Genomic DNA, 24,335 nt, shown 5'->3' on the forward strand with positions numbered 1-24,335 from the left:
TTCTCGGTGGAATGGCACGGGTAGGTGTCCTCCCTGCGCTGGCATGATCCAGATCAGGTTTGACGGTCGAAGGCTTCGGCCTTCCTCTCAGCCCGGCGCACCGGACTCCCGTGTCGCCAGCCAGTGTAGCCCGAGGCGCCGCTCGCGGCGCGCGCGTAGGCTCGACGGATGCAGCACATCGGATCCTTCGTGGCCATCGGCGACAGCTTCACCGAGGGCGTCGGCGACGAGCTGCCCGACGGCTCCGTGCGCGGCTGGGCCGACTTCGTCGCCGCCGGCCTCGCGACCGCCCAGGGCGCGCCCGTGCGCTACGCGAACCTCGCCATCCGCGGCCGCAAGCTCGGCCAGATCCTGCACGAGCAGCTCGACGCGGCCATCGCGCTGCGCCCCGACGCGATCAGCATCAACGGCGGCGGCAACGACATCCTCCGGCCGAAGGTCTCGATCGACCACGTGGGTGAGCGGCTCGCCGATGCCGCGCACCGCATCGCGGCCGCGGGCATCCGCCCCATCATGCTCTCGGGCGGCAACCCCTCGGGCGTCATGCCGATCGGCGCCGTCATGCAGCGCCGCGGCGACGCGCTCGCGCGCGCGGTCGTCTCGCGCGTCGCCGACCTCGACGCGCCCTACGTCGACAACTGGTCGGACGTCGAGCTGCGGAGCCCCCGCTTCTGGTCGCGCGATCGGCTGCACCTCAACGCCGCCGGGCACGCGCACGTCGCCCGCAACGTGCTGCGCGCGCTCGGGCACCCCGCGCCCGAGTCGTGGCGCGACCTCGCCGCGATCTCGACGGCCGAGGGCCGCCGCGACGTCGCCTACTACCGCGAGTTCGTGCTGCCGTGGCTCGGCCGCCGCTTCACGGGCCGCTCCTCCGGCGACGGGCGCGACCCGAAGCTGCCGGGCTTCGTCGAGGTGCCGCCGATCGCCTAGCCGCCCGAGTGGCCCGTCGTCACGAAGTCGATGAGCTCCTCGACGCGGGCGAGCAGGGCCGGCTCGAGGTCGTTCCAGTCGCGCACGCGGCCGCGGATGCGCTGCCATGCGCGCGCGACGTCCTCCTGGGAGCCGTGCGGCATCCCGAGCCGCTTGAGCGTGCCCTGCTTCCAGTCCTCGCCGCGCGGCACGTCGGGCCAGCGCTCGATGCCGAGCCGCGCGGGCTTCACGGCTTGCCAGATGTCGATGAACGGATGCCCGACGATGCGCACGTGCGCGGCGTGCGGACCGCGCTCGACGGCCTGGGCGATCCTGGTCTCCTTCGAGCCGGGCACGAGGTGGTCGACGAGGATCCCGAGGCGGCGCGTCGCGCTCGGCGCGAACTCCGCGACGATGCCCGCGAGGTCGTCGACGCCGTGGAGCGGCTCGACCACGACGCCCTCGACCCGCAGGTCGTGGCCCCACACCTGCTCGACGAGCTCGGCGTCGTGGGTGCCCTCGACGAGGATGCGGCTCGGGAGCGCGACGCGCGCCTTGAGCCCCTCGACAGCGCGGGAGCCCGACGCCGTGCGAGTCGGCGCGCTCTTCTCGACCGCGGGCGGCACGAGCTCGACCTCGACGCCCTCGACGAGGAAGCCGCGGCCGAGCGGGAACAGCCGCACCTTGCCGCGCCGATCCTCGAGCTGCACGTGGCCCGCCTCGATGCCGACGACCGCGCCGACGTAGCCGTCGTGCCGCTCGAGGACGAGCTCGCGCTCTGCCGCGACCTGCTTGGGCGGCGGGGGCTTCCTGGCCGCCTTCGCCTCCGGCGAGAGCACGTCGCCGCCCCACGAGTCCCAGTCGATCAGCACTCGATCGATCGTACCGCGCGGTGGAGCTTGGGGCCGAGGCCCTTTCGGGCCTCGGCCGCGACCCCAGCGCCGCGGCCCGTCTCGGGCCGCGGTCCGCAGCCCGTCAGCCGCGGAGGCGCGCGACCGCCTCGAGCGTCGCGAGGTCGCCCTGCACGAGGATGCGCGTGACGACCGACTCCTCCCAGCGCTCGAGCCCGTCGCGCACGCGCTCGATCGGCCCGACGAGCGCGATCTCGTCGACGAGCCGCGTCGGCACCGCCGCGATCGCCTCGGCCTTGCGGCCCGCGAGGTAGAGCTCCTGGATCTCGGCGCACTCCGCCTCGAACCCGAGCCGCGCGACCGCGTCGTAGTGGAAGTTCGCGCCCTTCGCGCCCATCCCGCCGACGTAGAGCGCGATCATCGGCCGCACCCGGTCGGCCGCCGCCTCGACGTCGGCGTCGACGACGATCGGCACCGGCACCGAGACCTCGAAGCGATCCGCGGGCGGCAGCGCCGCGTCGCGCTTCGCGAAGCCCTCCTCGAGCAGCGCGCGCGAGGCGGCGTCCTGCGCGGGCGAGAACAGGAACGGCAGCCAGCCGTCGGCGATCTCGGCCGCGAGCGCGGTGTTCCTCGGCCCCTCGGCGGCGAGGTGGATGGGGAGGTGCTGCCGCAGCGGGTGCAGGGTCGAGATGAGCGGCTTGCCGAGCCCCGTCGTGCCCTCGCCCGTGAGCGGCAGGGGCAGCTGCGGGCCGGGCGCCGTGACGGGCGCCTCGCGCGCCATGATGCTGCGGAGGATCGCGACGTACTCGCGCGTGCGGGCGAGCGGCTTGGGGAACGGCTGGCCGTACCAGCCCTCGACGACCTGCGGCCCGCTGACGCCGAGCCCGAGGATGACGCGTCCGCCCGAGAGGTGGTCGAGCGTCATCGCCGTCATCGCCGTCGACGCGGCCGTGCGCGCCGAGAGCTGCGCGATCCCGGTCGCGAGCTGCACGCGCGAGGTCGCGGCACCCCACCACGCGAGCGGGGTGAACGCATCCGACCCGTACGCCTCCGACGTCCAGATCGAGTCGAAGCCGAGCCGCTCCGCCTCCTGCACCGCCTCGAGCGCCCCCGCGGGCGGCGCCGCCTTCCAGTAGCCGAGCATGTAGCCGAAGTCCATGGCCCCATCCTGCCCACCGCCGCCCCGCGCATCCGCTCGCTTGTGCCGGATGCACGAGCGGCACGCCGCTTCCGTAGGCTCGCCCCATGGACTTCCGCATCTTCACCGAGCCCCAGCAGGGCGCCTCCTACGACGAGCTGCTCGCGGTCGCGCTGCGCACCGAGCAGCTCGGCTTCGACGGCTTCTTCCGCTCCGACCACTACCTCCGGATGGGCGACGGCGACCCCGGCTACGGGCCGACGGATGCGTGGACGACGCTCGCGGGCCTGGCGCGCGACACCGAGCGAGTGCGGCTCGGCACGCTCGTCTCGTCCGTCACCTACCGGCTCCCCGGCATCCTCGCCGTGCAGGTCGCGAACGTCGACGCGATGTCGGGCGGCCGCGTCGAGCTCGGCCTCGGCACCGGCTGGTTCGAGCAGGAGCACCGCGCCTTCGGCATCCCCTTCCCCGAGCGCCGCTTCGACCTGCTCGAGGAGCAGCTCGCGATCGTGACGGGGTTCTGGCAGACGCCCGCGGGCGCGCGATTCTCGTTCGACGGCGACCACTACCGCCTCGAGGACTCCCCCGCGCTCCCGAAGCCCGTGCAGGAGCGCATCCCCGTGATCGTCGGCGGGCTGGGCGCGAAGCGCACGCCACGGCTCGCCGCGCAGTTCGGCGACGAGCACAACCTCTCGTTCCCGCCGTTCGAGCGCATCCGGCCGCTGTTCGCCGCGCTCGATGAGGCGATCGAGCGCGAGGAGCGCGAGCGCCCGGTCGTGCGCTCGGTCGCGCTCGTCGCGTGCGTCGGCGACGACGAGGCGACGTTCCGGCGACGGGCGGATGCGATCGGTCGCGACCCCGAGGAGCTGCGCGAGCACGGCGTGGCCGGCTCGCGCGCCGAGGTGGAGGACCTGCTCGGCCGCCTCGCCGACGACGGCGTCGAGCGCGTCTACCTGCAGGTGCTCGACATGACCGACCTCGACCACCTGGACGAGCTCGCCTCGTTCGCGGGCGTCGCCGCTCCCGTCGCGGGCTGAGACGCGGCGGCACGCGGAAGGGGGCTGCCAGCAGGCAGCCCCCTCTCGTGCGTCGCGACGGCGGTTATGCCGTGGTGCGACCGCGGTTCTTGGTGATCAGGCCCCAGATGAGGAGCACGATGATCGAGCCGCCGATGGCCAGCAGCCACGTCGACAGGTCCCAGAACTCCTCGATGCCGACGCCGAAGATCATCGAGCCGATCCAGCCGCCGAGCAGCGCTCCGACGACGCCCAGGATCAGCGTGACGATCCAGCCGCCGCCCTGTCGGCCGGGGAGGATCAGCTTGGCGATGGCACCGGCGATGAGGCCGAGGACGATCCAACCGAGAATGCCCATAGTGTGGTCCCTTCTCTCTGCAGCGGTGCAAGGGTTTCACTCCGCCGAGCCCCGCCTGTGCGGAACTGGAGACAACACTCGCGCAGGTTCCTGGGAGGTTCCTGGGCTCTACCTGACTAATCCACAGCCCGCTGGAGGACGATCTCCCGCACTCGTGCGGCGTCGGCCTGGCCGCGCATCGCCTTCATGACGGCGCCGATGACCGCGCCGGCGGCCTGCACCTTGCCGTCGCGGATCTTCTGCAGCACGTCGGGCTGGCTCGCGAGCGCCTCGTCGACCGCCGCGACGAGCGCCGACTCGTCGGTGACGACCTTGAGCCCGCGCGCCTCGACGACCTCGGCGGGAGCGCCCTCGCCGGCGATGACGCCCTCGAGCACCTGCCGCGCGAGGCGGTCGGTCAGCGCGCCCTCGTCGACGAGCGCCTGCAGCTGCGCGACGTGCTCGGGCTCGACGAGGCTCGACGCCTCGACGCCCTGCTCGTTCGCGAGCCGGGCGATCTCGCCGGTCCACCACTTGCGCGCGGCCTGGGGCGCGGCGCCCGCGACGACCGTCGCCTCGACGAGGTGCAGCATGTCGCCGTTCACGACGTCCTGGAACTCGAGGTCGGTGAACCCCCACTCGGCCTTGAGCCGGCGGCGGTGCGCGACGGGCTGCTCGGGCAGCTGCGAGCGCAGCTCCTCGACGAGCGCGCGGCTCGGCGCGAGCGGCAGCAGGTCGGGCTCGGGGAAGTACCGGTAGTCGTCGGCGTCCGACTTCGGCCGGCCGGGGCTCGTCGCGCCGGTGTCCTCGTGCCAGTGCCGCGTCTCCTGCACGATCGTGCCGCCCGCGGCGAGGATCGCCGCCTGCCGCTGGATCTCGTAGCGCACGGCGCGCTCGACCGAGCGCAGCGAGTTGACGTTCTTCGTCTCCGTGCGGGTGCCGAGCGCCTCCTGGCCGCGGGGCCGCAGGCTCACGTTCGCGTCGCAGCGCAGGTTGCCGCGCTCCATCCGCGCCTCGGAGATGCCGAGCGAGAGCACGATGTCGCGGATCGCCGCGACGTAGCGCTTCGCGATCTCGGGCGCGTCGTGCTCGGCGCCGAAGATGGGCTTCGTGACGATCTCGACGAGCGGCACGCCCGCGCGGTTGTAGTCGACGAGTGAGTACTCCGCACCCTGGATGCGGCCGGTCGAGCCGCCGACGTGCGTGAGCTTGCCCGCGTCCTCCTCCATGTGCGCGCGCTCGATCGGGATCGAGACCTGCCGCCCGTCGGCGAGCTCGATCTCGACGGCGCCGTCGAACGCGATGGGCTCGTCGTACTGCGAGATCTGGTAGTTCTTCGGGGTGTCCGGGTAGAAGTAGTTCTTCCGCGCGAACCGGCACGACTGCGCGATCTCGCACCCGAGCGCGAGCCCCAGCGAGATCGAGTAGCGCACGGCCTCGGCGTTCACGACCGGCAGGCTCCCCGGGAGGCCGAGGCTCAGCGGGTCGACGAGCGTGTTGGGCGCGGCGTCGTGGAAGTCCGGATGCGCGGGGTTGGGCGCGGCGGAGAACATCTTCGTGCGCGTGCCGAGCTCGACGTGCACTTCGAAGCCGAGCACGGGCTCGAAGCGCTCGAGCGCCTCGTCGAAGTCCATCAGCTTGTCCTTCATCGGGCGCCTCCTGCGAGCTCGGGTGCCTTGGTGGCGAGGATGCCGCCCCAGCGCTGCGCGAGGAGCGCCTCGATCGCGGCGCCTGCCCGGTAGAGCCGCTCGTCCTCGAACATCGGCGCGAGCAGCTGCAGTCCGACGGGCAGCCCGTCGTCGCCGAGGCCCATCGGCAGCCCCATGCCGGGGATGCCCGCGAGGTTCGCCGGGATCGTCGTGATGTCGTTGACGTACATCGCGAGCGGGTCGTCGAGCTTCTCGCTGAGCTTGAACGCCGTGGTCGGCGCAGCGGGGCTGATGAGGATGTCGGCCTGCTCGAACGCGGCGTCGAAGTCGCGCTGGATGAGCGTGCGCACCTTCTGCGCCGAGCCGTAGTAGGCGTCGTAGTAGCCCGCGGAGAGCGCGTAGGTGCCGAGGATGATGCGGCGCTTGACCTCGGTGCCGAAGCCGACCTCGCGCGTCGCGGCCATGACGTCCTCGACCGTCTGCCCGGCCTGCTCGACCCGCAGCCCGAACCGCACCGAGTCGAAGCGCGCGAGGTTGCTGGATGCCTCCGCGGGGAGGATGAGGTAGTACGCGGCGACCGAGTACGCGAACGACGGGCACGACACCTCGACGACCTCAGCCCCCGCATCCGTCAGCACCCGCACGGTCTCCTGGAAGCGCGCCTGCACGTCAGCGGCGATGCCCTCGGAGTCGAGCTCCTTGACGACGCCGACCCTGACGCCCGCGAGGTCGCCCCTCGACGCGCCCTCGCGCGCCGCCGCCGCGAACGACGGCCACTCGCGCTCGAGGCTCGTCGAGTCGAGCGGGTCGTGGCCGCCGATGACGTCGTGGATGAGCGCCGAGTCGAGCACGGTGCGGGTCACGGGGCCGACCTGGTCGAGGCTCGAGGCGAGCGCGATCGCGCCGTAGCGGCTCACGCCGCCGTAGGTCGGCTTCATGCCGACCGTGCCCGTGACGGCCGCGGGCTGCCGGATGGAGCCGCCGGTGTCGGAGCCGAGCGCGAAGGGCGCCTCGAACGCCGCGACCGCGGCCGCCGAGCCGCCGCCCGAGCCGCCGGGGATGCGCTCGAGGTCCCACGGGTTCCGGGTCGGGCCGTAGGCGGAGTGCTCGGTCGACGAGCCCATCGCGAACTCGTCCATATTCGTCTTGCCGAGCGCGACGAGGCCGGCGTGCCCCAGGCGGGCGACGACGGTCGCGTCGTAGGGCGGGATCCAGCCCTCGAGGATGCGCGAGCCCGCGGTCGAGGGCATGCCGACCGTGCAGAGCACGTCCTTGATCGCGACTGGGGCGCCGGCGAGCTCGTGGAGCTCCTCACCGGCGGCGCGGCGCTCGTCGATCGCCCTCGCCTGCTCGAGCGCGGCCTCGTTGACGTGGAGGAAGGCGTGCACGTCGCCGTCGACCTCGGCGATGCGGTCGAGGTGGGCCTGCGTCGCCTCGACCGACGAGACCTCGCCGCTGCGCAGGAGCGCCGCGAGCTCATGGCCCGCGAGGCGGGTGAGATCCCCGCTCTGTGCCTGCTCCATCACTGCTCCTCCCCCAGGATCGCCGAGACGCGGAAGCGCTCGCCGTCGTGGCTCGGGGCGCCGGCGAAGATCTGCTCGGCCGAGAGCGTCTCGCCGACGACGTCGTCGCGCATGACGTTCGAGAGCGGCACGGGGTGGCTCGTGGCGGGCACGTCGGGGCCGGCGATCTCGCTCACGGTCGCGATCGCGTCGACGATCGCGGACAGCTCGCTCGTGAGGCTCGTCACCTCGTCGTCGGTGAGCGCGATGCGAGCGAGTCCAGCCAGGTGCTGGACGTCGTCGCGGGTGATCTCGGACATGCGTCTCCTCGTCGGCAGCGGGGGTTCGCCCTCGATCCTACGGCTCGACGACGAGCGCCCAGACCGCGAGCGCCTCGATCGCGAGTGCCGCCGCGAGGCACCACCGGCGCGCGTCGGCGGCGATCGCGAGCGCCTCGCGCACGACGGCGCCGGGCCGGTACGAGGGGCGCGTCCACGCGCCGACCACGGCGCCGTCGATGCCGAGCTCGGCGAGCAGCCACGCGGTGCGATAGGCGTGGTAGCCACTCGTGACGACCGCGAGCGGCGCCCGCTCCGCCGCGAGGAAGGGCCGCGAGAGCTCGAGGTTCTCGCGCGTCGAGGTCGACGCCTGCTCGAGGTCGATCGCGCCGGGCGGCACGCCGAGCCGCTCGGTGAGGTGCTCGGCCATCGCCGACGCCTCGGTGCGCACCTCGTCGGGCCCCTGGCCGCCGGCGACGACGATGCGGGCGTCGGGCCGGCCGGGCAGCGCTGCGCGCCAGACCTCCGCCCCCCGCTCGACGCGTCGGCGCAGCAGCGGGCCGACCTCGCGCCCCCGGAGCCCCGCGCCGAGGATGAGCACGGCGCCGGGCGGCTCGCGCAGCGGCGCTCGCGCGTGCAGCAGCATCGCGCCGACGAGCACCGCGAAGCCGAGGCCCGCCGCCCAGAGCGGCGATGCGAGCAGCAGCGCGGCGCGCGCGAGCGCCGGCTCGATCCCGACCGCGGCGACGATGCCGGCGCCGAGCAGCAGCATGCCGACTCCGAGCGCCGCGATGAGCCGGTCGACGAGCCGCACGCGCACGAGCCGCGTGAGCACGAGGCCGTGCCACGCCGAAGCGCCGCCGAGCGTGGTGGTCGCGATCGCCGCGGCGACGACGACGGTGCCCCAGAGCGGCTCGCGAGCGTCGGCGTCGAGCCAGCGCGCGACCGGCGCAGCCACGAGGACGCCGGCGATCGCGACGATCGCGATCACGACCGCACCGGAGACGATCGCGGGAGCCAGCACGCGCATCCGCCCCCGCACCGCCGTCACGCTGCGACCCTAACCGGGCGGCGCGCCGCTTGCGGCAAGATCGAACGTGTGTTCGAATGATGGCCATGCGATGGGAGACGCAAGCCGCGACGCACGTCGACGACGACGCGCTGCCGGGCCTCGAGGAGCGCTCGAGCGTGCTCGAGTCATGGCCGACTCCGGGGTTCGACGGCATGTCGTTCCTCGAGATCACGGCGAAGAGCGCGCTCAACCACGTCGCGGGCGACGGCTTCATGGGCGGCGCGTGGACGATCAACCCCTACCGCGGCTGCCAGCACGCGTGCCGCTACTGCTTCGCGCGCAACACGCACACCTACCTCGACCTCGACGCGGGCGCCGACTTCGACTCCCGCATCGTCGTGAAGGCCAATCTCGTCGAGGTGCTCGAGCGCGAGCTCGCGGGGCCGCGCCGCGACGTCGACGCCGTGCAGCTGGGCACGAACACCGACCCGTACCAGCGCGCGGAGGGCCGCTACCGGCTCATGCCGGGCGTGCTGCGCGCGCTCGCACGGCACGGCGCCTCGATCTCGATCCTCACGAAGGGCACGCTGCTGCGGCGCGACCTGCCGCTGCTGCAGTCGATCGCGCGCGACGTGCCGGTCTCGATCGCGATGTCGATCGCGATCTTCGACGACGAGCTGCAGCAGGAGGTCGAGCCCGGCACCCCGACGACGCGCTCGCGGCTCGAGACGGTGCGCGCCGTCCGCGAGGCGGGGCTCGACTGCGCCGTCTTCGCGATGCCGATCATGCCGGGGCTCACCGACACGCGCGAGCACCTCGAGCGAGCGTTCGCGGCGATCGCCGAGGCGGGCGCGACGAGCGCGATCGCGAGCGCCCTGCACCTGCGACCCGGCGCGCGCGAGTGGTACCTGGAGTGGCTCCGCGCCGAGCATCCCGAGCTGCTGCCGCTCTACGACCGGGTCTACCGAGACGCGCGCGGCCGCTTCGGGTCCTACGCGCACCCCGACTACCGCTCGTGGCTGCGTGACCGCATCCGCCCGCTGCAGCGCCGCTATGGGCTCGGCCGCACCGTCGTCGCCCCCGGCACCGGCATCTCGGCCGTCGCGCCGAGCAACCGCGCGAAGCAGCTGCCGAGCACGTCGGGCGAGCCGATGCTCGCGGCGGCGACGCTCTTCTGAGCGGCGGCGCCGCCTCAGTGCAGCGGGAAGCGGGCGTGCTCGTCGAGCGTCAGCAGGTCGTCGAGGTAGCCGAGGTTCCCCTCCGGTTCCGATTCCACGCCCTCCGTGAGGTGCCACGTGCCCCACTCGAGCTTCATGTAGGTGAGCGCGGTGGGCCAGATGTCGCGCTCCTCCTGCGTGAGGTGCGCCTCGGAGAGGTATCCGCCGCGGAACGCGGCCCACTCGTCGCTGCCGAGCGCGCTCCCGCCGGAGCCCACGTGCTCAAGCGGGAACAGCAGCGCCGCGACCGCGAGGTCGAGGATACGCGGCGCGAACGCGGCGTTCTCGAGGTCGAGCGCGAGCGCGCCCTGGTCGTCGAACAGCAGGTTGACCGCGCGGTGGTCGAGCGAGACGGGCATCGCGGGGACGTCGGCCGCGCGCATCCGCTCGAGCAGGTCGGCGAAGCCGTCGAGCTGGGCGATCCAGCGCGATGCATCGGAGTGCGGCCAGTGTTGCGCGGCGCTGTCGCGGATCGCGTCGATGTCCTCGTCGATCGAGCGCCGGTCCGCGCTGCCCCACTCGAACGGTGGGAAGCCGTCGATGGCAAGCCCGGCAGAGGCTGCGTGCATGCGGCCGAGCAGCCGCCCGGCCGCCCCGAGGTCGTCTGCGCCGCCATCCCATTCGCGGCCGCGGAGCCGCGGGTATGCGACCCAGTTCTCGTCATCGGCGATCTCGTCACCGGCCCCGCCGCCGGTGGTGGCGGCGTCGAACGGCTCCGCCTGATCACCGCTGCCGACCGCGACGGGCGGCACGAGCGGGGCCACCGTGCGGATGCCGTGCGCGACGAGCGCCCGCTGCCACGCCTCGAGCGGTACGGGAGCGCTCCACGTGCGCTTCACGACCGCCGCGACGTCGCCGTCGCCGCCGTGCACGCGCGCCGGCCAGACCTCGCTCCAGGGCGAGAGCGACTCGCCCGGCTCGATCGTGAGCACCTCGCCGAACGCCGCCTGGACCTCGTCTCGCTGAGCCATGCCCCAGAACCTACGCGCGCATCCGCCGAGTCTGCTGAGATCGGCGTCCGCAGCGCGTCAGCGCTTCGGCCAGTGCCAACGCGGCTGGTCGAGCGGACCCTCGCGGCCGGCGACGAGCGTCTCGCCGTGCTGCTTCTCGAGCTCGACGAGCGTGCCGCCGAGCGCGTCGACGAGCTGCTGCTGGTGCGTGACCACGACGACCTGCGTCTGCTCGGCCGCGCGGCGGATGAGGGATGCGAGCGGCGCAATGAGCTCGGCGTGCAGGCTGCGCTCGGGCTCGTTGAGCACCACGAGGCTCGGCCGCTCGAGCGAGGTGAGGGCGGCGAGCAGCAGCAGGAACTGCAGCGTGCCGTCGGAGAGCTCGGCGGCGGTGAGGAGGCGCAGCATGCCCGGCTGGCGGAGCGCGGGCGTCATGCGACCCTCGACCATCACCGTCTCGAGCCGCGAGCCGTCGAAGGCGTCGGCGACGGCGCGCTCGATGTCGCGATCGAAGCCGCCCTCGATCGACGTGCGCAGGACGGCGGCGAGGTTGGCGCCGTCGTCGTCGAGCCGCGGACTGCGCGTGCCGACCTGCGGCTGCCGCGCGGGTGAGCCCGCGTCGGTGCGGAGCGCGTCGTGGAAGCGCCACTGGCGCATCGAACGCCGCACGCCCGCGAGCTCCGCCGCGTCGGCCGCACCCGCATGCTCGTCGAGGACCGACTCCCACGTCCGGAGGCCACGTGTCAGCTCGCGCCAGCCGTCGTCGCCGCGCACGCGCGCGAGCGGCCCGCGGCGCTCGACGAGCACGCTCGCCGGCCGCGGGTCGGGGCCAGCGAAGACGTGCTCCTGCTTGATGTGGGGGTCGCGGTCGAAGAGGCTCTGCTCGGGGATCGGCAGCCCGAGGTCGATCGCGTAGCCGAGCCCTTCGATCGAGGCGAAGCCGAGCCTGAGCGCGACGGGACCCGTGCGGATGAGGCCCTGCGTAGGCCCGCCATCGCGCACCGCGCGGGCGATCCGCTCCGGGCCCGCCCAGCGCACCGCATCCAGTCCCCCGTCGAGGGCGAGCTCGCCCACCGCGTGCGCCCGCCCCGCCGCGGCGAGCAGGCGCAGCGCGCGATACAGGCTCGACTTGCCGCTGCCGTTGCGGCCCGTCACGACGGTGAGCTGCCCCAGGTCGAGAACGAGCGAGCGGATCGAGCGATAGCCCTCGATCGCGAGCCGGTCGATCACGGCGCCGGGAGCGCATCGGGGCCCTCGGTGACGAGCACGTGGAACTGCGCGGCGTCGATGATGCGCACGCCGAGCGACTCGGCCTTCGCGAGCTTCGAGCCTGCGCCGGGACCGGCTGCGACGAAGTCGGTCTTCTTCGACACGCTCGAGGCAGCCTTGCCGCCGGCGGCCATGATCGCCTCCTCGGCGCCCTCGCGCGAGTAGCCCTCGAGCGAGCCGGTCGCGACGACCGTGAGGCCGACGAGCACGCCGCCGCGCTCGGCTGCCGCGCCGGGACCGGGGTGACCCGGGGTCGCGAAGCGCACGCCCGCTGCGCGCCAGGCGTCGACGATCTCGCGGTGCCAGTCGACCGCGAGCCACTCGACGACCGCGTCGGCGATGATCGGGCCGACGCCCTCGACCTCGGCGAGCTCGGCGGGGGTCGCGGCCTCGATCGCTTCGAGCGACCCGAACCAGCCGGCGAGCGCGCGCGCGGCGACCGGACCGACGTGGCGGATGTTGAGCGAGACGAGCTGCCGCCAGAGGTCCTTCGTCTTGGCTCGCTCGAGCTCGGCGAGCAGCGTCTCGGCCTGCTTCGACGGATGTGCGACCTCGACCTGCTTGATGCCCGCCTTCCGCCGCTCCGCGGGCGTCATCGACTCGGCCCCCGCCGGGTACTCGCGGCGGACGACCTGGAAGGGGCGGCGCACGACCGGCTCGCCGTCGTCGTCGAGCTTCGGCTGCCCCGTCTCGGCGTCGCGCACGACGACCTCGATCGGCACGAGCTGCTCGAGGGTGAGCGCGAACAGGCCCGCCTCGGTCGGCAGCGGCGGCTCGGCCGGCACGCGCGGCTGCGTGAGCGCCGCGGCGGTGACCTCGCCGAGCGCCTCGATGTCGAGGGCACCGCGGCTGCCGATGTGCTCGACCCTGCCACGCACCTGCGCGGGGCAGTCCTTCGCGTTCGGGCAGCGGAGGTCGATGTCGCCCTCCTTCATCGGCCGCAGGGTCGTGCCGCACTCGGGGCAGCCCTCGGGCATGACGAACTCGCGCTCCGTGCCGTCGCGCAGCTCGACGACGGGGCCGAGCACCTCGGGGATCACGTCGCCGGCCTTCCGCAGCACGACGGTGTCGCCGATGAGCACGCCCTTGACGCGCACGACGTCCTGGTTGTGGAGCGTCGCCTGCCGCACGACCGAGCCCGCGACCTGCACGGGCGCCATGTTGGCGTAGGGCGTCGCCCGCCCGGTGCGGCCGACGCTCACGACGATGTCGAGCAGCTTCGTGTGCACCTCCTCCGGCGGGTACTTGTAGGCGATCGCCCAGCGCGGCGCGCGGCTCGTGATGCCGAGCTCGGCGTGGAGCGAGAGCTCGTCGACCTTGACGACGATGCCGTCGAGCTGGTGCTCGATCGAGTGCCGCTGCTCGCCGAAGCGCTCGACGTAGCCGACGACCTCGTCGACGCTCGCGAGCACCTCGACGTGCGGGCTCGTCGGCAGCCCCCACGACTCGAGCAGGCCGTAGACCTCGCTCTGCGCCCGCACGGGCGGATCGCCCCACGCGCCGAAGCCGTGCACGTACATCGAGAGCGCCTCGATGCGCGCCTCGCCCGCCTCGCGCTCGAGCCCGGTCTTCTTCTCGAGCTGCTGCCGCAGGCCGCCGGAGGCGGCGTTGCGGGGGTTCGCGAACGCGGGGAAGCGCTTCGCGGCGCGATCGGCGGCGCGCTCCTCGTCGAAGTCGCCGCGGCTCGCCGCCGATCGCTTCTCCCACTTCGCGCGGTCCTCGGCGATCGAGCGCTCGCGCAGCTCGGCCTGCAGCGCGTTGAGCCGCTCGAACGCGGCGACGGGGATGAAGACCTCGCCGCGCACCTCGACGAGCTCGGGGTGGTCGTCGCCCGCGAGCCGCTCCGGGATGCCGGCCACCCGCAGCGCGTTCGTCGTCACGACCTCGCCGACGCGACCGTCGCCGCGCGTCGCGGCCGAGGTGAGCCTGCCGCGCTCGTAGCGCAGCGCGATCGCGAGCCCGTCGATCTTGAGCTCGGTGAGCCACGCGACCTCGCGGCCGGCGGCGGCCTCGGTCTTGGCGCACCACTCGCGCAGCTCGTCGATCGAGAAGACGTTGTCGAGGCTCAGCATGCGCTCGCGGTGCTCGATCGTGGGGAGCCCGCTCGTCGTGCCGCCCTGCACCGACTGGGTGGGCGAGTCCTGGCTCTGCAGCTCGGGGTGCTCGCGCTCGAGCGCGTCGAGCTCCCGGACGAGCGCGTCGTACTCCGCGTCGGACATGATCGACGCGTCGCGGTCGTAGTAGGCGGCGCTCGCCTCCTCGATCCGCGCCCGCAGCTCCTGCGCCCGCTCGTTCGCGTCGCTGAGCGAGCCCTCTGCACCGATTCCCACCATGCGTTCATTCTGCACACAGCGACCCACAGGGAGGCTGGCGGCATCCGGGCAATCCGGCCGTGCCCGGGCTCCGAACCCAGCACGACCGGCGCACGTCACCGAGACGGGCACCCCACCGCCGGCCGGACCTCCAGGAGGAAGCAATGTCCCGCTCACCGAACCGCCTCGTCGCCACGATCTTCGGCGCCGTCTACCTGCTCGTCGGCCTCCTGGGCCTCTTCGTCGCCGGCACGAACGTCGTCGGCGAGGAGGGAGCCCTGCTGCTCGGCGTCTTCCAGGTCAACCACCTCCACAACATCGTCCACCTCGCGATCGGCGCGGCGCTCCTGCTCGCGGGACTCCGCAGCACGCCCGCGGCGAAGCGCGTGAACGTCATCGTCGGCGCGGTCTACCTGCTCGTCGGCATCGTCGGCTTCTTCATCGTCGACACGCCGGCGAACATCCTCGCCCTCAACACGCCCGATCACTTCCTCCACCTCGGCTCGGCGATCGTGCTGCTCGGCGTGGGCCTCGCCCTCGACCGCGACGCGGCTCCGCGCCGCGCGGCCGTCTAGGCGCGACGGTGGCGTCGCTGACGCAGCTCTGCGGCGCCATCGCCGCGCTCGGGGCGGCGCTCATCGCTCTCGCGGTGGGCGCCGCCGCTCCGCTGTGGCTCGCCGTGCCGCTCCTCGCAGCCGGCGCCGGCCAAGCGGTCGTCTCGGTGCTCGCGCTCCGCGGCGCGCGGCTCCCGCTCGCGGCCGTCGCCGCTCCGCTGCTGCTCCCGACCCTCGCGTGGCTCGCGACGCTGCTCGTCGTGCGCGATGCCGCCGCGACCCTGCCGCTCGGGCCGATGCTCGCCGAGTCGGCGCTCGCGCTCACCGCCGCCGGCCTGCTCGCGCGACGACCGCGCACGGACGACGCCCCGGGGCCGATCGCGGCGCTGCTCGTCCTCGTCGGCGCGGCAGTCGTCGTCGCTCCCGTCGCGACGATCGCGCTCACCGGCACGCACGCGGGCGCCTTCGCGCAGCCGCACGGCGAGCACGGCGCCGTGCTCGAGGTCGAGGAGCACGTCGGGCACTAGCCCGAGCTCGCTCAGCCCTCGACGGGACCGGCGAGCGTCTGCTGGTAGAGCGCGAGCCGCCACTCGCCGTCGACGCGCACGTACGCGCTCGACATGCGGGCGACGAGCTCCATCCCCTCGCGCCGCGCGACGCCCGTGTAGACGAGCGCCGCCGACTCCGCCCCCACGGCGACGACGCGCGGCTCGCGGATCTCGAACGACGCCCACGGCGGCGCGTGGCCGAGCGAGGCGACGACCGCCGCGCGGTCGAGCACCGAGCCGTCGACGAGCACCATCAGCCCGTCGTCGGTCATGAGGCGGCCGTAGAACCCATCGCCCGTCGACTCGCACAGCGAGCGCCAGCCGGCGCGCTCGAGTTCGAGCAGCTCGTCGAGCACGCTCACGCCGCGTCCGCCTCGGCGAGACGCTCGGCAGCGTCCGCCGCCACCGTGCGGTCGATCGTCACCTGCCCCAGCACGCGCGTGCCCTCGTAGAGCACCGCCGACTGCCCGGTCGCGACGCCCGAGAGCGGCTCGGCCGGATCGATGACGAGCTCGTCGCCGACCATCCGCCCGCGAGCCGGCGCAGGGTCGGCGTGGGCGCGGATCTGCACCTCGACGTCGAGGCCGTCGGCGAGCTGCGGATGCGGTGCGCCGGCGTGCGAGATCCGGGTGCCGGCGAGGCGCACGACCGCGAGCGCCTCCTTCGGGCCGACGACGAGCTGCCGCGACTGCGGCTTGACCTCGAGCACGAAGCGCGGGCGGCCGTCGGGCGAGGGCACGCCGAGCGACATGCCGCGCCGCTGGCCGACTGTGTAGCCGTGCACGCCCTCGTGCGAGCCGACGACGCGACCCTCGCGATCGACGATCTCGCCCGGCTCGGCGCCGAGCCGCTCGGCGAGGAAGCCGCGCGTGTCGCCGTCGGGGATGAAGCAGATGTCGTGGCTGTCGGGCTTCTGCGCGAGCAGGAACCCGCGCTCGGCCGCCTCGGCTCGCACCGCCGCCTTCGTCGGGGTGTCGGCGAGCGGGAACCAGCAGCGCTCGAGCTGCGCGCCCGTGAGGACCCCGAGCACGTACGACTGGTCCTTCGCCCAGTCCGCCGCGCGGTGCAGCTCGGGTCCGCGCTCGGTGTGCTCGACGCGCGCGTAGTGGCCCGTGACGACGCGGTCGAAGCCGAGCCCGATCGCGCGGTCGAGGAGCGCCTCGAACTTGATCTTCTCGTTGCACCTCAGGCATGGGTTCGGCGTGCGGCCCGCGGCGTACTCGTCGACGAAGTCCTGCACGACGGCGTCTGCGAAGCGCTCGGAGAAGTCCCACACGTAGAACGGGATGCCGAGCCGGTCGGCGACGCGACGCGCATCCATCGCGTCCTCGACGGTGCAGCAGCCGCGGCTGCCCGTGCGGAGCGTGCCGGGCATGCGGCTGAGCGCGAGGTGCACGCCGACGACCTCGTGCCCGGCGTCGACGGCGCGCGCGGCAGCGACGGCGGAGTCGACCCCGCCGGACATCGCGGCCAGCACCTTCATCCCGACAAGGCTATCGAGCACCAGCGATCTCGTGGCCGGAGGTGCCAGGCTGTCAGCGTGACCGCTGCGCCGCTCACGATCTCGGTCGTGATCCCCGTGCTCGACGACGAGCGCGCGCTCGCGCGCTGCCTCGAGCGGTTCGCCGCGCAGTCGGTCGCGCCGCTCGAGGTGGTCGTGGTCGACAACGGCAGCGCCGACGGCTCGGCTGACGTCGCGCGCGCCGCGGGCGCGCGCGTCGTGGAGGAGCCGGTGCGCGGCATCCCCGCGGCGGCGGCAGCGGGCTACGACGCGGCGGTCGGCGACGTCATCGCGCGCTGCGATGCCGACTCGGTCGTCCCGCCCGACTGGGTCGAGCGCATCCGGGACGCCTTCGCCGCCGATCCCGCGCTCGAGGGCCTCACCGGGCCCGGCCGATTCATCGACCTGCCGCGCCCGTGGCGCGGTGTCGCGAGCGTCGCCTACGCCATCGGCACGTTCGGCGCGAGCGGCGCGGCGATCGCGAACGTGCCGCTGTGGGGCTCGAACATGGCGCTGCGCCGCACCGCGTGGGCGGCGGTCTCGGCGGAGGTGGAGCGGCTCGACGCAAGCGTGCACGACGACCTCGACCTCACGATGCGGCTCGGCCCGCGCGCGCGGCTGCGCTTCGAGCCGCGGCTGCAGGTCGGCGCCGAGGGGCGCATGTTCCACAGCCGGGATGCCGCTCGCCGACGCGTCGCGATGGCGATGCGCACCTTCCGCCGCAACTGGGCGATCGACGGCTCGGCGGGCCGCCGCTGGCTGCACCGCGTCTCGGGCCGCGGGCTGCTCGTCGGGGAGGCGCAGCGATGAGCTGGCTCGAGGGGCAGGACCGCTGGCTGGCGACCGACTGGCTGCGCGTCGCGATCGCCGTCTCGGTGCCGGCCGCCTACCTCGTCGCGGGCGGACCGGCGGCCGCCGCGATGCTGCTCGCGCTCGGCGGCACGATGGCGCTGCGCTTCGCGCGCATGAGCGTGCCCGCCGACGTCGTCGGCCAGGTCGTGCTCGGCGCCTCCGCGTGGTTCGCCGCGATCGGGGCCTACCAGGTCGTGCCCGGCCTCGACCTCGCGGCGCACCTCGCGAGCGGCGCCGTGCTCGCGCTGCTGACGCGCACGATCCTGCTGGGCACGGGGCTGCTGCCCGCGGAGCCAGGCGGCCGGGCGGCCCGCGTGCTCCACGTCACGACGGCGGTCGCGATGCTCGGCCTGCTGTGGGAGCTCGGCGAGTGGGCGGGCCACGCGCTCATCACGCCCGACATCGGCGTCGGCTACGAGGACACGCTCACCGACCTCGTCGCCGACGCGATCGGCGCCCTCATCACCGTGCTCGCGGTCGAGGCGGGTGAGCGGCGCGAGCGCGGCCGGGCGACCGCCGACCCCGCCGGCGAGCTGCGCGAGCGCTGACCCGCGCGCCCTCAGCCGAGCGACCGCGCGCGCTCGATCGCGCCGGGGAGCGCCGCGAGCAGCGCGTCGACCTCGGCCGCCGTCGTCGTGCGGCCGAGCGAGAGCCGCAGCGGCGCCGCGCCCTCGACGCCGCACGCGCGCACGACGTGCGACTCGCGAGCGACGCCCGCCGAGCACGCCGAGCCGTTCGAGACGGCGAAGCCCGCCTCGTCGAGCAGGAACTGCAGCGCCTCGCCGCTCGCGCCCTCGACGACGAGGTGGGCGATGTGCGGCAGCCGCTCCTCGGCGGTGAGGATCCGCACGCCGGGCAGGGTCCGGGCGAGCGAGCGGATGCGGTCGGTCATGGCTGAGAGGCGCGTCGCCTCGGCGTCGAGCTCGGCGAGCGCCTCCTCCGCGGCGAGCGCGAAGAGCGAGGCCCCGAGCGCGTCCTGCGTGCCCGAGCGGAGGCCGCGCTGCTGCCCGCCGCCGTGGTGCAGCGCCTCGAGCCGCACATCGCGGCCCACGACGAGCGCGCCGACCCCGTGCGGTCCGCCGATCTTGTGGCTCGCGACGCTCATGAGCGATGCGCCGGAGTCCACGAACCGCAGCGGCACGTGCCCGAAGGCGCCCACGGCGTCGAGGTGGAGGGGCACGCCCGCGCGCGCCGACGCATCCGCCGCCTCGCGCACGGGCTGGAGCGAGCCGACCTCGTTGCTCGCGACGAGCATCGTCGCGACCGCGGCGCCGCCCTGCTCGAGCGCCGCGCGGAAGGCGTCGAGGTCGGTCACCGCCTGCTCGTCGACGCGCACCCAGCGCACGGGCGCGCCGTGCGCCTCGAGCCACGCGACGGCGTCGAGCGTCGCGTGGTGCTCGGCGACGGGCACGACGATCGCGCCTGCGGCCCCGGCGTCGCGAGCCGCCCACCACGCGCCCTTGAGCGCGAGGTTGATCGACTCGGTGCCGCCGGAGGTGAGCACGACCTCGGTCGGGTGGCACCCGAGGGCGATCGCGAGGCGCTCGCGCGCCTCCTCGAGCACCGCCCGGGCGCGCTGGCCCTCGCGGTGCGTCGACGCGGGGTTCGCGAGCGGCGCCGCCGTCGCGAGCGCCTGCCGCACCGACTCGCGCATCGGCGTCGAGGCGGCGTGATCGAACTGGTGCACGCTCCCCTACCCTAGAGCGCGTGAGTGCGGGCGACGAGCGGGTGCGGGGCATCGCGCCCACCGCGATCGGCCACCGGCTCACCGTCTGGTCGCGCCACGCGACGGCGATGGAGCTGCGGGTGTTCGACGCGGGCGACCCCGACTGGCTGCTGCACGCGCTCCCGATGGAGCGCGTCGGCGACGAGTTCACGATCGACACCGAGCTGCTGCAGGTCGGCACGCCGTACGCGATCGGCGTGGAGGGGCCGGTGGGGCCCCGGCACGCCTTCGATCCGGCGCGGAACGCCATCCCGCCGCACGCGCGCGGCATCGTGCGCACGCCCCACGGCCAGCACCGCGCGACGGTCACCGACGACGCCTTCGACTGGGGCGACGCCCCGCGGCCGCGCGTCCGCCGCGACCGGCAGGTGATCTACGAGGCGCACGTCAAGGGCATGACGAAGCTGAGCCCCCACATGCCGCCCGAGCTCCGCGGCACCTACGCGGGCCTCGCGCATCCGTCGACCATCCGGTACCTGCAGGAGCTCGGCGTCACGACCGTGCAGCTGCTGCCGATCCACCTGTTCGTCTCCGAGCAGCGCCTGATCCGCCAGGGCAGGGTCAACCACTGGGGCTACAACTCGCTCAGCTGGTTCGCGCCGCACAGCGCCTACGCCTCGCGGCAAGCGCAGTTCGACGGCACGGGCGGCGTGCTGCGCGAGGTCAAGGGCATGGTGCGCCTGCTGCACGAGGCGGGGCTGCAGGTCTTCCTCGACGTCGTCTACAACCACACGTCGGAGGAGGGCGCCGACGGCCCGCCGTCGAGCCTGCGGCTCATCGACAACGCGTCGTACTACCGCCTCGACGACGAAGGACGGCCCATCGACTGGACCGGCTGCGGCAACACCCTCGACGCCTCCGAGCCCGCCGCGCAGGAGCTCGTGCTCGACTCGCTGCGCTACTGGCACCGCGAGATGCAGATCGACGGCTTCCGCTTCGACCTCGCGGTCACGCTCGGGCGGGGCACCGACGGCGCCTTCGACCCTCGGCACCCGCTGCTCCAGCGCATCCTCGCCGACCCCGCGCTCTCGGGGGCGACGATGATCGCCGAGCCGTGGGACATCGGCCCCGACGGCTGGCAGACCGGGCGCTTCCCCACCGGCTTCTCGGAGTGGAACGACCGCTTCCGCGACACCGCCCGGCAGTTCTGGCTCAGCGACTACCGCTCCTTCCGGCAGGGCGGCGACGGCGCGACGGGCGTCGGCCCGCTCGCGCACGCCGTCTCGGGCTCGGAGGGCCTGTTCGCCTCCGAGCGCGGACCCGTCGAGAGCGTCAGCTTCATCACCGCGCACGACGGGTTCACGCTCGCCGACCTCGTGCGCTACGACCGCAAGCACAACGAGGCCAACGGCGAGGACGGCCGCGACGGCGCCGACGACAACCGCTCCTTCAACCACGGCGTCGAGGGGCCGAGCGACGACATCGGCATCGAGCTCGACCGCCGGAAGTCGATGCGCAACCTGCTCGGCACGCTGCTCGTCTCGGCCGGCCTCCCGATGCTCACGATGGGCGACGAGATCGGTCGCTCCCAGCGCGGCAACAACAACCCCTACAACCAGGACTCGGCCCTGACGTGGATGCGGTGGGAGCGGGAGGACTGGCAGGACGCGTTCCTCGAGCAGACGAAGCGCCTCCTGCGGCTGCGGCGCGAGCACCCGGCCCTCCGGCCCCGCGAGTACGGCCAGGGCGGGCAGCGCGTCGCGGGCGCCTCGCGCCTCGACTGGTACAACGCGGCCGGGCTGCACATGACGATCGACGACTGGGACCACTCGCAGGAGCGCACGCTGCAGATGCTCGCCGAGTCGACGTCGGTCGACGAGCCCTACTCGCGCGTGCTCGTCGTCTTCCACGGCTCGCCGCGCGAGCGGATCGTCGTCGTGCCGGAGGCCGACGGCGCGACCGGCTTCGAGCTGCTGTGGGACTCGGCGCTCGACGGCGCGGGCGACGAGCTCGTCGCGCCGGGCGGCGAGATCTCGATCACGCCGATGAGCCTCCGCGTCTACGCCGTGCACGGGATGCCCGCGGCCGGAGCGCCGGAGCCGACGGTCGCGCGCTACCGCACGCCGCCGTCGGCCCCGACGACCGAGCAGGGCTCCCCGAGCGGTCAGCCCTTCGCGTAGGCGACGAGGCCGAGCTCGACCTCGGAGTCGAGCATCGGGTGCTGCGGCACGACGCGCACGGTGTAGCCGAAGGTGCCGGCGACCGGGAGCTGCACCTGCACCTCGAAGCGGTGCGCGTCGCCCTCGACCGCGACGGGCTCGAGCGCGTAGCGGCGCGTGCTGCGCAGCTCCCCCTCCTCGGTGATCCTGCCGGCGACGACCTCGACCTTGACGTCCGACTCCGGGATGCCGTCGAGCGCGACGTAGGCGCGCACGAGCACGGTGTCGCCGATGATCGGGGGCGTGTCGACCCCCTCGACCTCGACGTGGCGCACCTCGATGCGCCCGAACGACTCCCGCATCCGCCCCGTGAACGCCGCGAGCTCGCGCCCCGCCCGGTGGCCGTCGGCCGTCGCGAGCGCCGAGGCGCGCGCCGCCGGCGCGTAGAGCCGCGAGACGTACTCGGCGAGCATCCGCTCGGCCGAGAGCTCGGGGCTCAGGGTCGCGAGCGTGTGGCGGATCGACTCGATCCACGCGGTCGGCAGGCCGCGCTCGTCGCGCTCGTAGAAGCGCGGCGCGACCTGGTGCTCGATGATCTCGTAGAGCGCGTTGGCCTCGAACGCGTCGCGCTGCGCCGCATCCATCTGCTCGTGCGCCGACGGGATCGCCCAGCCGTTCTTGCCGTCGAAGTACTCGTCCCACCAGCCGTCGAGGATCGACAGGTTGAGCGAGCCGTTGAGCGCAGCCTTCATGCCCGACGTGCCGCACGCCTCGAGCGGCCGCAGCGGGTTGTTGAGCCACACGTCGCAGCCCGGGTAGAGCGACTTCGCCATCGAGATGTCGTAGTTCTCGAGGAAGACGATGCGGCCGCGCACCTCGGGCTCCTGCGAGAAGCGCACGAGCTCCTGGATGAGGCCCTTGCCAGCCTCGTCGGCCGGGTGCGACTTGCCCGCGATGATGAGCTGTACGGGGCGCTCGGGGTGCGTGAGCAGCGCCCGCAGGCGGTCGCGGTCGTGGAGCATGAGCGTGAGCCGCTTGTAGGTCGGCACGCGGCGCGCGAACCCGATCGTCAGCACGTCGGGGTCGAGCATCGCGTCGATCCAGCGCGGGGCGACGCCCTCGTTGCGCTCGTGCTTGACGCGCGTGCGGGCGCGCGCATCCTCGATCGTCTGCCGGCGCATCTCGTTGCGCGCCGCCCAGATCGTCTCGTCCGAGACGGCGTCGGAGGCCCAGTCGCAGCGCGTCGTGTCGAGCGTGCCGAGCTCGCGCTCGGCGAGGTGCTTGAGCACGGGCGAGGTCCAGGTGGATGCGTGCACGCCGTTGGTCACGGACGTGATCGGCAGCTCGTCGGTGTCGAAGCCGGGCCAGCGGTCCTGGAACATCGATCGGCTCACGGCGCCGTGGAGCTTCGAGACGCCGTTCGCGCGCTGCGCGATCGAGAAGCCGAGCTGCGCCATGTTGAAGATGTTCGGGTCGCTCTCGCGGCCGAGCGCGAGCACGCGATCGACATCGATGCCGGGCACGAGCTCGCCCGTGAGGTGGCGGCGCACGAGGTCGACGTCGAAGCGGTCGATGCCGGCGGGGACGGGCGTGTGCGTTGTGAAGACCGTGCCGGCGCGCACGACCGCGAGCGCCTCGTCGAAGCTCAGCCCCTCACGCGAGACGAGCTGCGACATGCGCTCGACGCCGAGGAAGCCCGCGTGGCCCTCGTTCGAGTGGAAGACGCCCGGCTTCGGCGCGCCCGTCAGCTCGCTGTAGACGTCGAGGGCGCGCACACCGCCGATGCCGAGCAGCAGCTCCTGCTGCAGCCGGTGCTCGCCGCCGCCGCCGTAGAGCCGGTCGGCGACGCCGCGCAGGTCGTCGTCGTTCTCGTGGATGTTCGTGTCGAGCAGCAGCAGCGGCACGCGGCCGATCGTCGCCTGCCAGATCCGGGCGTGGAGGGTGCGGCCGCCGGGCAGCGCGATCGAGACCGTCGCGTGCGTGCCGTCGGGCTGCCGCAGGATGAGCAGCGGGAGCCCGTCGGGGTCGAGCACCGGGTAGGCCTCCTGCTGCCAGCCCTCGCGCGAGATCGCCTGCTTGAAGTAACCGGCCTGGTAGAAGAGTCCGACGCCCACGATCGGCACGCCGAGGTCGCTCGCGGCCTTGAGGTGGTCGCCCGCGAGGATGCCGAGGCCGCCCGAGTACTGCGGCAGCGCGCTCGTGATGCCGAACTCGGGCGAGAAGTACGCGATCGACTCGGGCACGTCCTCGAGCGACTGGTACCAGCGCGCTTGCGACAGGTAGTCGTCGAGCTCGTCGGCGAGCGCGTCGACGCGGGCGACGAAGGCGTCGTCGGCCGCGAGCTGCTCGAGCCGCTCGGTGCCCACCCAGCCCAGTAGCTGCAGCGGGTCGTGCCCGGTCGCGCGCCAGCCCTCGAGCGAGATCTCGCGGAAGAGCTCGCGGGTCGGCTCGTGCCACGACCAGCGCAGGTTCGAGGCCAGCTGCTCGAGGCGGCGCAGGCGCTCGGGGAGGGACGTGCGGACGGTGAACTTGCGAATCGCTCTCACGAGTCCAGAGCCTAGTCGGCGACTGTCCGCGTGCTTGCAGGCGCGGTGGGTAGGTTGTGCTCGTGGCGA

General features: G+C 73.7%; 22 protein-coding genes and 1 riboswitch. Of the genes, 8 read left to right on the forward strand and 14 right to left on the reverse strand.

Annotated features, from left to right (window positions below; genetic code table 11):
• Positions 1–12 precede the first annotated feature (12 nt).
• A riboswitch (TPP riboswitch) is annotated at positions 13–122 on the reverse strand.
• Between the two features lie 46 nt (positions 123–168).
• Positions 169–930, forward strand: a complete 762-nt coding sequence (locus H508_RS0105355; RefSeq protein WP_021011383.1) for an SGNH/GDSL hydrolase family protein — start codon at positions 169–171, stop codon at positions 928–930.
• Here the strand turns inward: H508_RS0105355 and H508_RS0105360 are convergent.
• Together H508_RS0105360 and H508_RS0105365 are read right to left on the reverse strand one after the other, a co-directional pair.
• A complete protein-coding gene (locus H508_RS0105360) occupies positions 927–1,781 on the reverse strand; it encodes a DUF3097 domain-containing protein (RefSeq protein ID WP_425393450.1) in 855 nt (284 codons plus the stop codon). The two genes, H508_RS0105355 and H508_RS0105360, sit on opposite strands and share 4 nt — an antisense overlap.
• Before the next feature lie 103 nt (positions 1,782–1,884).
• Entirely contained in the window at positions 1,885–2,919 is a 1,035-nt protein-coding gene (locus H508_RS0105365; protein ID WP_026373312.1) for an LLM class F420-dependent oxidoreductase, read from the reverse strand.
• 86 nt (positions 2,920–3,005) lie between these two features.
• Here H508_RS0105365 and H508_RS0105370 point away from each other — a divergent pair, with 86 nt between their 5' ends.
• Positions 3,006–3,935 carry an LLM class F420-dependent oxidoreductase gene (locus H508_RS0105370; RefSeq protein ID WP_026373313.1) on the forward strand — a complete coding sequence of 310 codons (930 nt, stop codon included), beginning with the start codon at positions 3,006–3,008 and terminating at the stop codon, positions 3,933–3,935.
• A gap of 64 nt (positions 3,936–3,999) precedes the next feature.
• Here H508_RS0105370 and H508_RS0105375 read toward each other — a convergent pair whose 3' ends face one another.
• The 5 genes from H508_RS0105375 to H508_RS16645 form a co-directional block, all read right to left on the reverse strand.
• On the reverse strand, positions 4,000–4,272 hold the full coding sequence (locus tag H508_RS0105375) for a GlsB/YeaQ/YmgE family stress response membrane protein (RefSeq protein ID WP_021011387.1): 273 nt from the start codon (positions 4,270–4,272) through the stop codon (positions 4,000–4,002).
• A gap of 116 nt (positions 4,273–4,388) precedes the next feature.
• Positions 4,389–5,900 (reverse strand): Asp-tRNA(Asn)/Glu-tRNA(Gln) amidotransferase subunit GatB, encoded by a 1,512-nt coding sequence (gene gatB / locus H508_RS0105380; RefSeq protein ID WP_035254164.1) that lies wholly within the window; start codon positions 5,898–5,900, stop codon positions 4,389–4,391.
• Positions 5,897–7,423, reverse strand: a complete 1,527-nt coding sequence (gatA, locus tag H508_RS0105385; protein ID WP_035254166.1) for an Asp-tRNA(Asn)/Glu-tRNA(Gln) amidotransferase subunit GatA — start codon at positions 7,421–7,423, stop codon at positions 5,897–5,899. Before gatA ends, gatB begins: the two co-directional genes overlap by 4 nt.
• Positions 7,423–7,722 carry an Asp-tRNA(Asn)/Glu-tRNA(Gln) amidotransferase subunit GatC gene (gene gatC, locus H508_RS0105390; RefSeq protein WP_026373316.1) on the reverse strand — a complete coding sequence of 100 codons (300 nt, stop codon included), beginning with the start codon at positions 7,720–7,722 and terminating at the stop codon, positions 7,423–7,425. Before gatC ends, gatA begins: the two co-directional genes overlap by 1 nt.
• Before the next feature lie 37 nt (positions 7,723–7,759).
• Entirely contained in the window at positions 7,760–8,731 is a 972-nt protein-coding gene (locus H508_RS16645; protein WP_051222805.1) for a YdcF family protein, read from the reverse strand.
• 65 nt (positions 8,732–8,796) lie between these two features.
• Between H508_RS16645 and H508_RS14715 the strand changes: the two genes are divergently transcribed.
• On the forward strand, positions 8,797–9,870 hold the full coding sequence (locus H508_RS14715) for an Rv2578c family radical SAM protein (protein WP_051222807.1): 1,074 nt from the start codon (positions 8,797–8,799) through the stop codon (positions 9,868–9,870).
• A gap of 14 nt (positions 9,871–9,884) precedes the next feature.
• On the opposite strand, the gene H508_RS0105405 is transcribed toward H508_RS14715, so the two are convergent.
• The 3 genes from H508_RS0105405 to ligA are packed head-to-tail and all read right to left on the reverse strand — an operon-like array spanning position 9,885 to position 14,461.
• Positions 9,885–10,880 carry a phosphotransferase enzyme family protein gene (locus H508_RS0105405; protein WP_026373317.1) on the reverse strand — a complete coding sequence of 332 codons (996 nt, stop codon included), beginning with the start codon at positions 10,878–10,880 and terminating at the stop codon, positions 9,885–9,887.
• 57 nt (positions 10,881–10,937) lie between these two features.
• Complete coding sequence (locus H508_RS0105410; RefSeq protein ID WP_026373318.1) at positions 10,938–12,089, reverse strand: AAA family ATPase; 1,152 nt, start codon at positions 12,087–12,089, stop codon at positions 10,938–10,940.
• Complete coding sequence (gene ligA / locus H508_RS0105415; RefSeq protein ID WP_026373319.1) at positions 12,086–14,461, reverse strand: NAD-dependent DNA ligase LigA; 2,376 nt, start codon at positions 14,459–14,461, stop codon at positions 12,086–12,088. The genes H508_RS0105410 and ligA overlap by 4 nt, the downstream gene beginning before the upstream one ends.
• 143 nt (positions 14,462–14,604) lie before the next feature.
• On the opposite strand from ligA, the gene H508_RS0105420 reads away from it, so the two are divergent.
• Entirely contained in the window at positions 14,605–15,015 is a 411-nt protein-coding gene (locus H508_RS0105420) for a DUF4383 domain-containing protein (RefSeq protein ID WP_021011397.1), read from the forward strand.
• A gap of 8 nt (positions 15,016–15,023) precedes the next feature.
• Positions 15,024–15,521, forward strand: coding sequence for a hypothetical protein (locus H508_RS16650; RefSeq protein ID WP_021011398.1), 498 nt, complete (start codon positions 15,024–15,026; stop codon positions 15,519–15,521).
• An 11-nt stretch (positions 15,522–15,532) separates the two neighbouring features.
• Here the strand turns inward: H508_RS16650 and H508_RS0105430 are convergent, their stop codons facing one another.
• Together H508_RS0105430 and mnmA are read right to left on the reverse strand one after the other, a co-directional pair.
• Positions 15,533–15,904 carry a nuclear transport factor 2 family protein gene (locus tag H508_RS0105430; RefSeq protein ID WP_026373320.1) on the reverse strand — a complete coding sequence of 124 codons (372 nt, stop codon included), beginning with the start codon at positions 15,902–15,904 and terminating at the stop codon, positions 15,533–15,535.
• Positions 15,901–17,025: a tRNA 2-thiouridine(34) synthase MnmA gene (gene mnmA, locus H508_RS0105435; RefSeq protein WP_026373321.1), complete on the reverse strand. Its 1,125-nt coding sequence runs from the start codon at positions 17,023–17,025 to the stop codon at positions 15,901–15,903. Before mnmA ends, H508_RS0105430 begins: the two co-directional genes overlap by 4 nt.
• 57 nt (positions 17,026–17,082) lie before the next feature.
• Here mnmA and H508_RS14725 point away from each other — a divergent pair, with 57 nt between their 5' ends.
• The gene (locus H508_RS14725) at positions 17,083–17,853 is read left to right on the forward strand and encodes a glycosyltransferase family 2 protein (protein WP_035254167.1); all 771 of its coding nucleotides are present in this window, start codon (positions 17,083–17,085) and stop codon (positions 17,851–17,853) included.
• Positions 17,850–18,443 carry a DUF2238 domain-containing protein gene (locus H508_RS14730; protein ID WP_051222809.1) on the forward strand — a complete coding sequence of 198 codons (594 nt, stop codon included), beginning with the start codon at positions 17,850–17,852 and terminating at the stop codon, positions 18,441–18,443. Before H508_RS14725 ends, H508_RS14730 begins: the two co-directional genes overlap by 4 nt.
• An 11-nt stretch (positions 18,444–18,454) precedes the next feature.
• Here the strand turns inward: H508_RS14730 and H508_RS0105450 are convergent, their stop codons facing one another.
• Positions 18,455–19,582, reverse strand: coding sequence for a cysteine desulfurase family protein (locus H508_RS0105450; protein ID WP_026373322.1), 1,128 nt, complete (start codon positions 19,580–19,582; stop codon positions 18,455–18,457).
• Positions 19,583–19,602: 20 nt separating this feature from the next.
• On the opposite strand from H508_RS0105450, the gene H508_RS14735 reads away from it, so the two are divergent.
• The gene (locus H508_RS14735) at positions 19,603–21,741 is read left to right on the forward strand and encodes a glycogen debranching protein (protein WP_156906001.1); all 2,139 of its coding nucleotides are present in this window, start codon (positions 19,603–19,605) and stop codon (positions 21,739–21,741) included.
• On the opposite strand, the gene glgP is transcribed toward H508_RS14735, so the two are convergent.
• Entirely contained in the window at positions 21,726–24,266 is a 2,541-nt protein-coding gene (gene glgP / locus H508_RS0105460) for an alpha-glucan family phosphorylase (RefSeq protein ID WP_026373323.1), read from the reverse strand. The two genes, H508_RS14735 and glgP, sit on opposite strands and share 16 nt — an antisense overlap.
• Positions 24,267–24,335: the final 69 nt, after the last annotated feature.

This window comes from Agrococcus lahaulensis DSM 17612 (assembly GCF_000425105.1).
GTDB lineage: Bacteria > Actinomycetota > Actinomycetes > Actinomycetales > Microbacteriaceae > Agrococcus > Agrococcus lahaulensis.

What these genes read in the sequence shown, in the direction of transcription:
- H508_RS0105355 (WP_021011383.1), top strand. Translation starts at nt 169, where the DNA reads ATGCAGCACATCGGATCCTTCGTGGCCATCGGCGACAGCTTCACCGAG.
- H508_RS0105370 (WP_026373313.1), top strand. Translation starts at nt 3,006, where the DNA reads ATGGACTTCCGCATCTTCACCGAGCCCCAGCAGGGCGCCTCCTACGAC.
- H508_RS14715 (WP_051222807.1), top strand. Translation starts at nt 8,797, where the DNA reads ATGCGATGGGAGACGCAAGCCGCGACGCACGTCGACGACGACGCGCTG.
- H508_RS0105405 (WP_026373317.1), bottom strand. Translation starts at nt 10,880, where the DNA reads ATGGCTCAGCGAGACGAGGTCCAGGCGGCGTTCGGCGAGGTGCTCACG.
- H508_RS0105365 (WP_026373312.1), bottom strand. Translation starts at nt 2,919, where the DNA reads ATGGACTTCGGCTACATGCTCGGCTACTGGAAGGCGGCGCCGCCCGCG.
- gatB (WP_035254164.1), bottom strand. Translation starts at nt 5,900, where the DNA reads ATGAAGGACAAGCTGATGGACTTCGACGAGGCGCTCGAGCGCTTCGAG.
- H508_RS0105420 (WP_021011397.1), top strand. Translation starts at nt 14,605, where the DNA reads ATGTCCCGCTCACCGAACCGCCTCGTCGCCACGATCTTCGGCGCCGTC.
- mnmA (WP_026373321.1), bottom strand. Translation starts at nt 17,025, where the DNA reads ATGAAGGTGCTGGCCGCGATGTCCGGCGGGGTCGACTCCGCCGTCGCT.
- H508_RS14730 (WP_051222809.1), top strand. Translation starts at nt 17,850, where the DNA reads ATGAGCTGGCTCGAGGGGCAGGACCGCTGGCTGGCGACCGACTGGCTG.
- gatC (WP_026373316.1), bottom strand. Translation starts at nt 7,722, where the DNA reads ATGTCCGAGATCACCCGCGACGACGTCCAGCACCTGGCTGGACTCGCT.
- H508_RS0105375 (WP_021011387.1), bottom strand. Translation starts at nt 4,272, where the DNA reads ATGGGCATTCTCGGTTGGATCGTCCTCGGCCTCATCGCCGGTGCCATC.
- ligA (WP_026373319.1), bottom strand. Translation starts at nt 14,461, where the DNA reads ATGGTGGGAATCGGTGCAGAGGGCTCGCTCAGCGACGCGAACGAGCGG.
- gatA (WP_035254166.1), bottom strand. Translation starts at nt 7,423, where the DNA reads ATGGAGCAGGCACAGAGCGGGGATCTCACCCGCCTCGCGGGCCATGAG.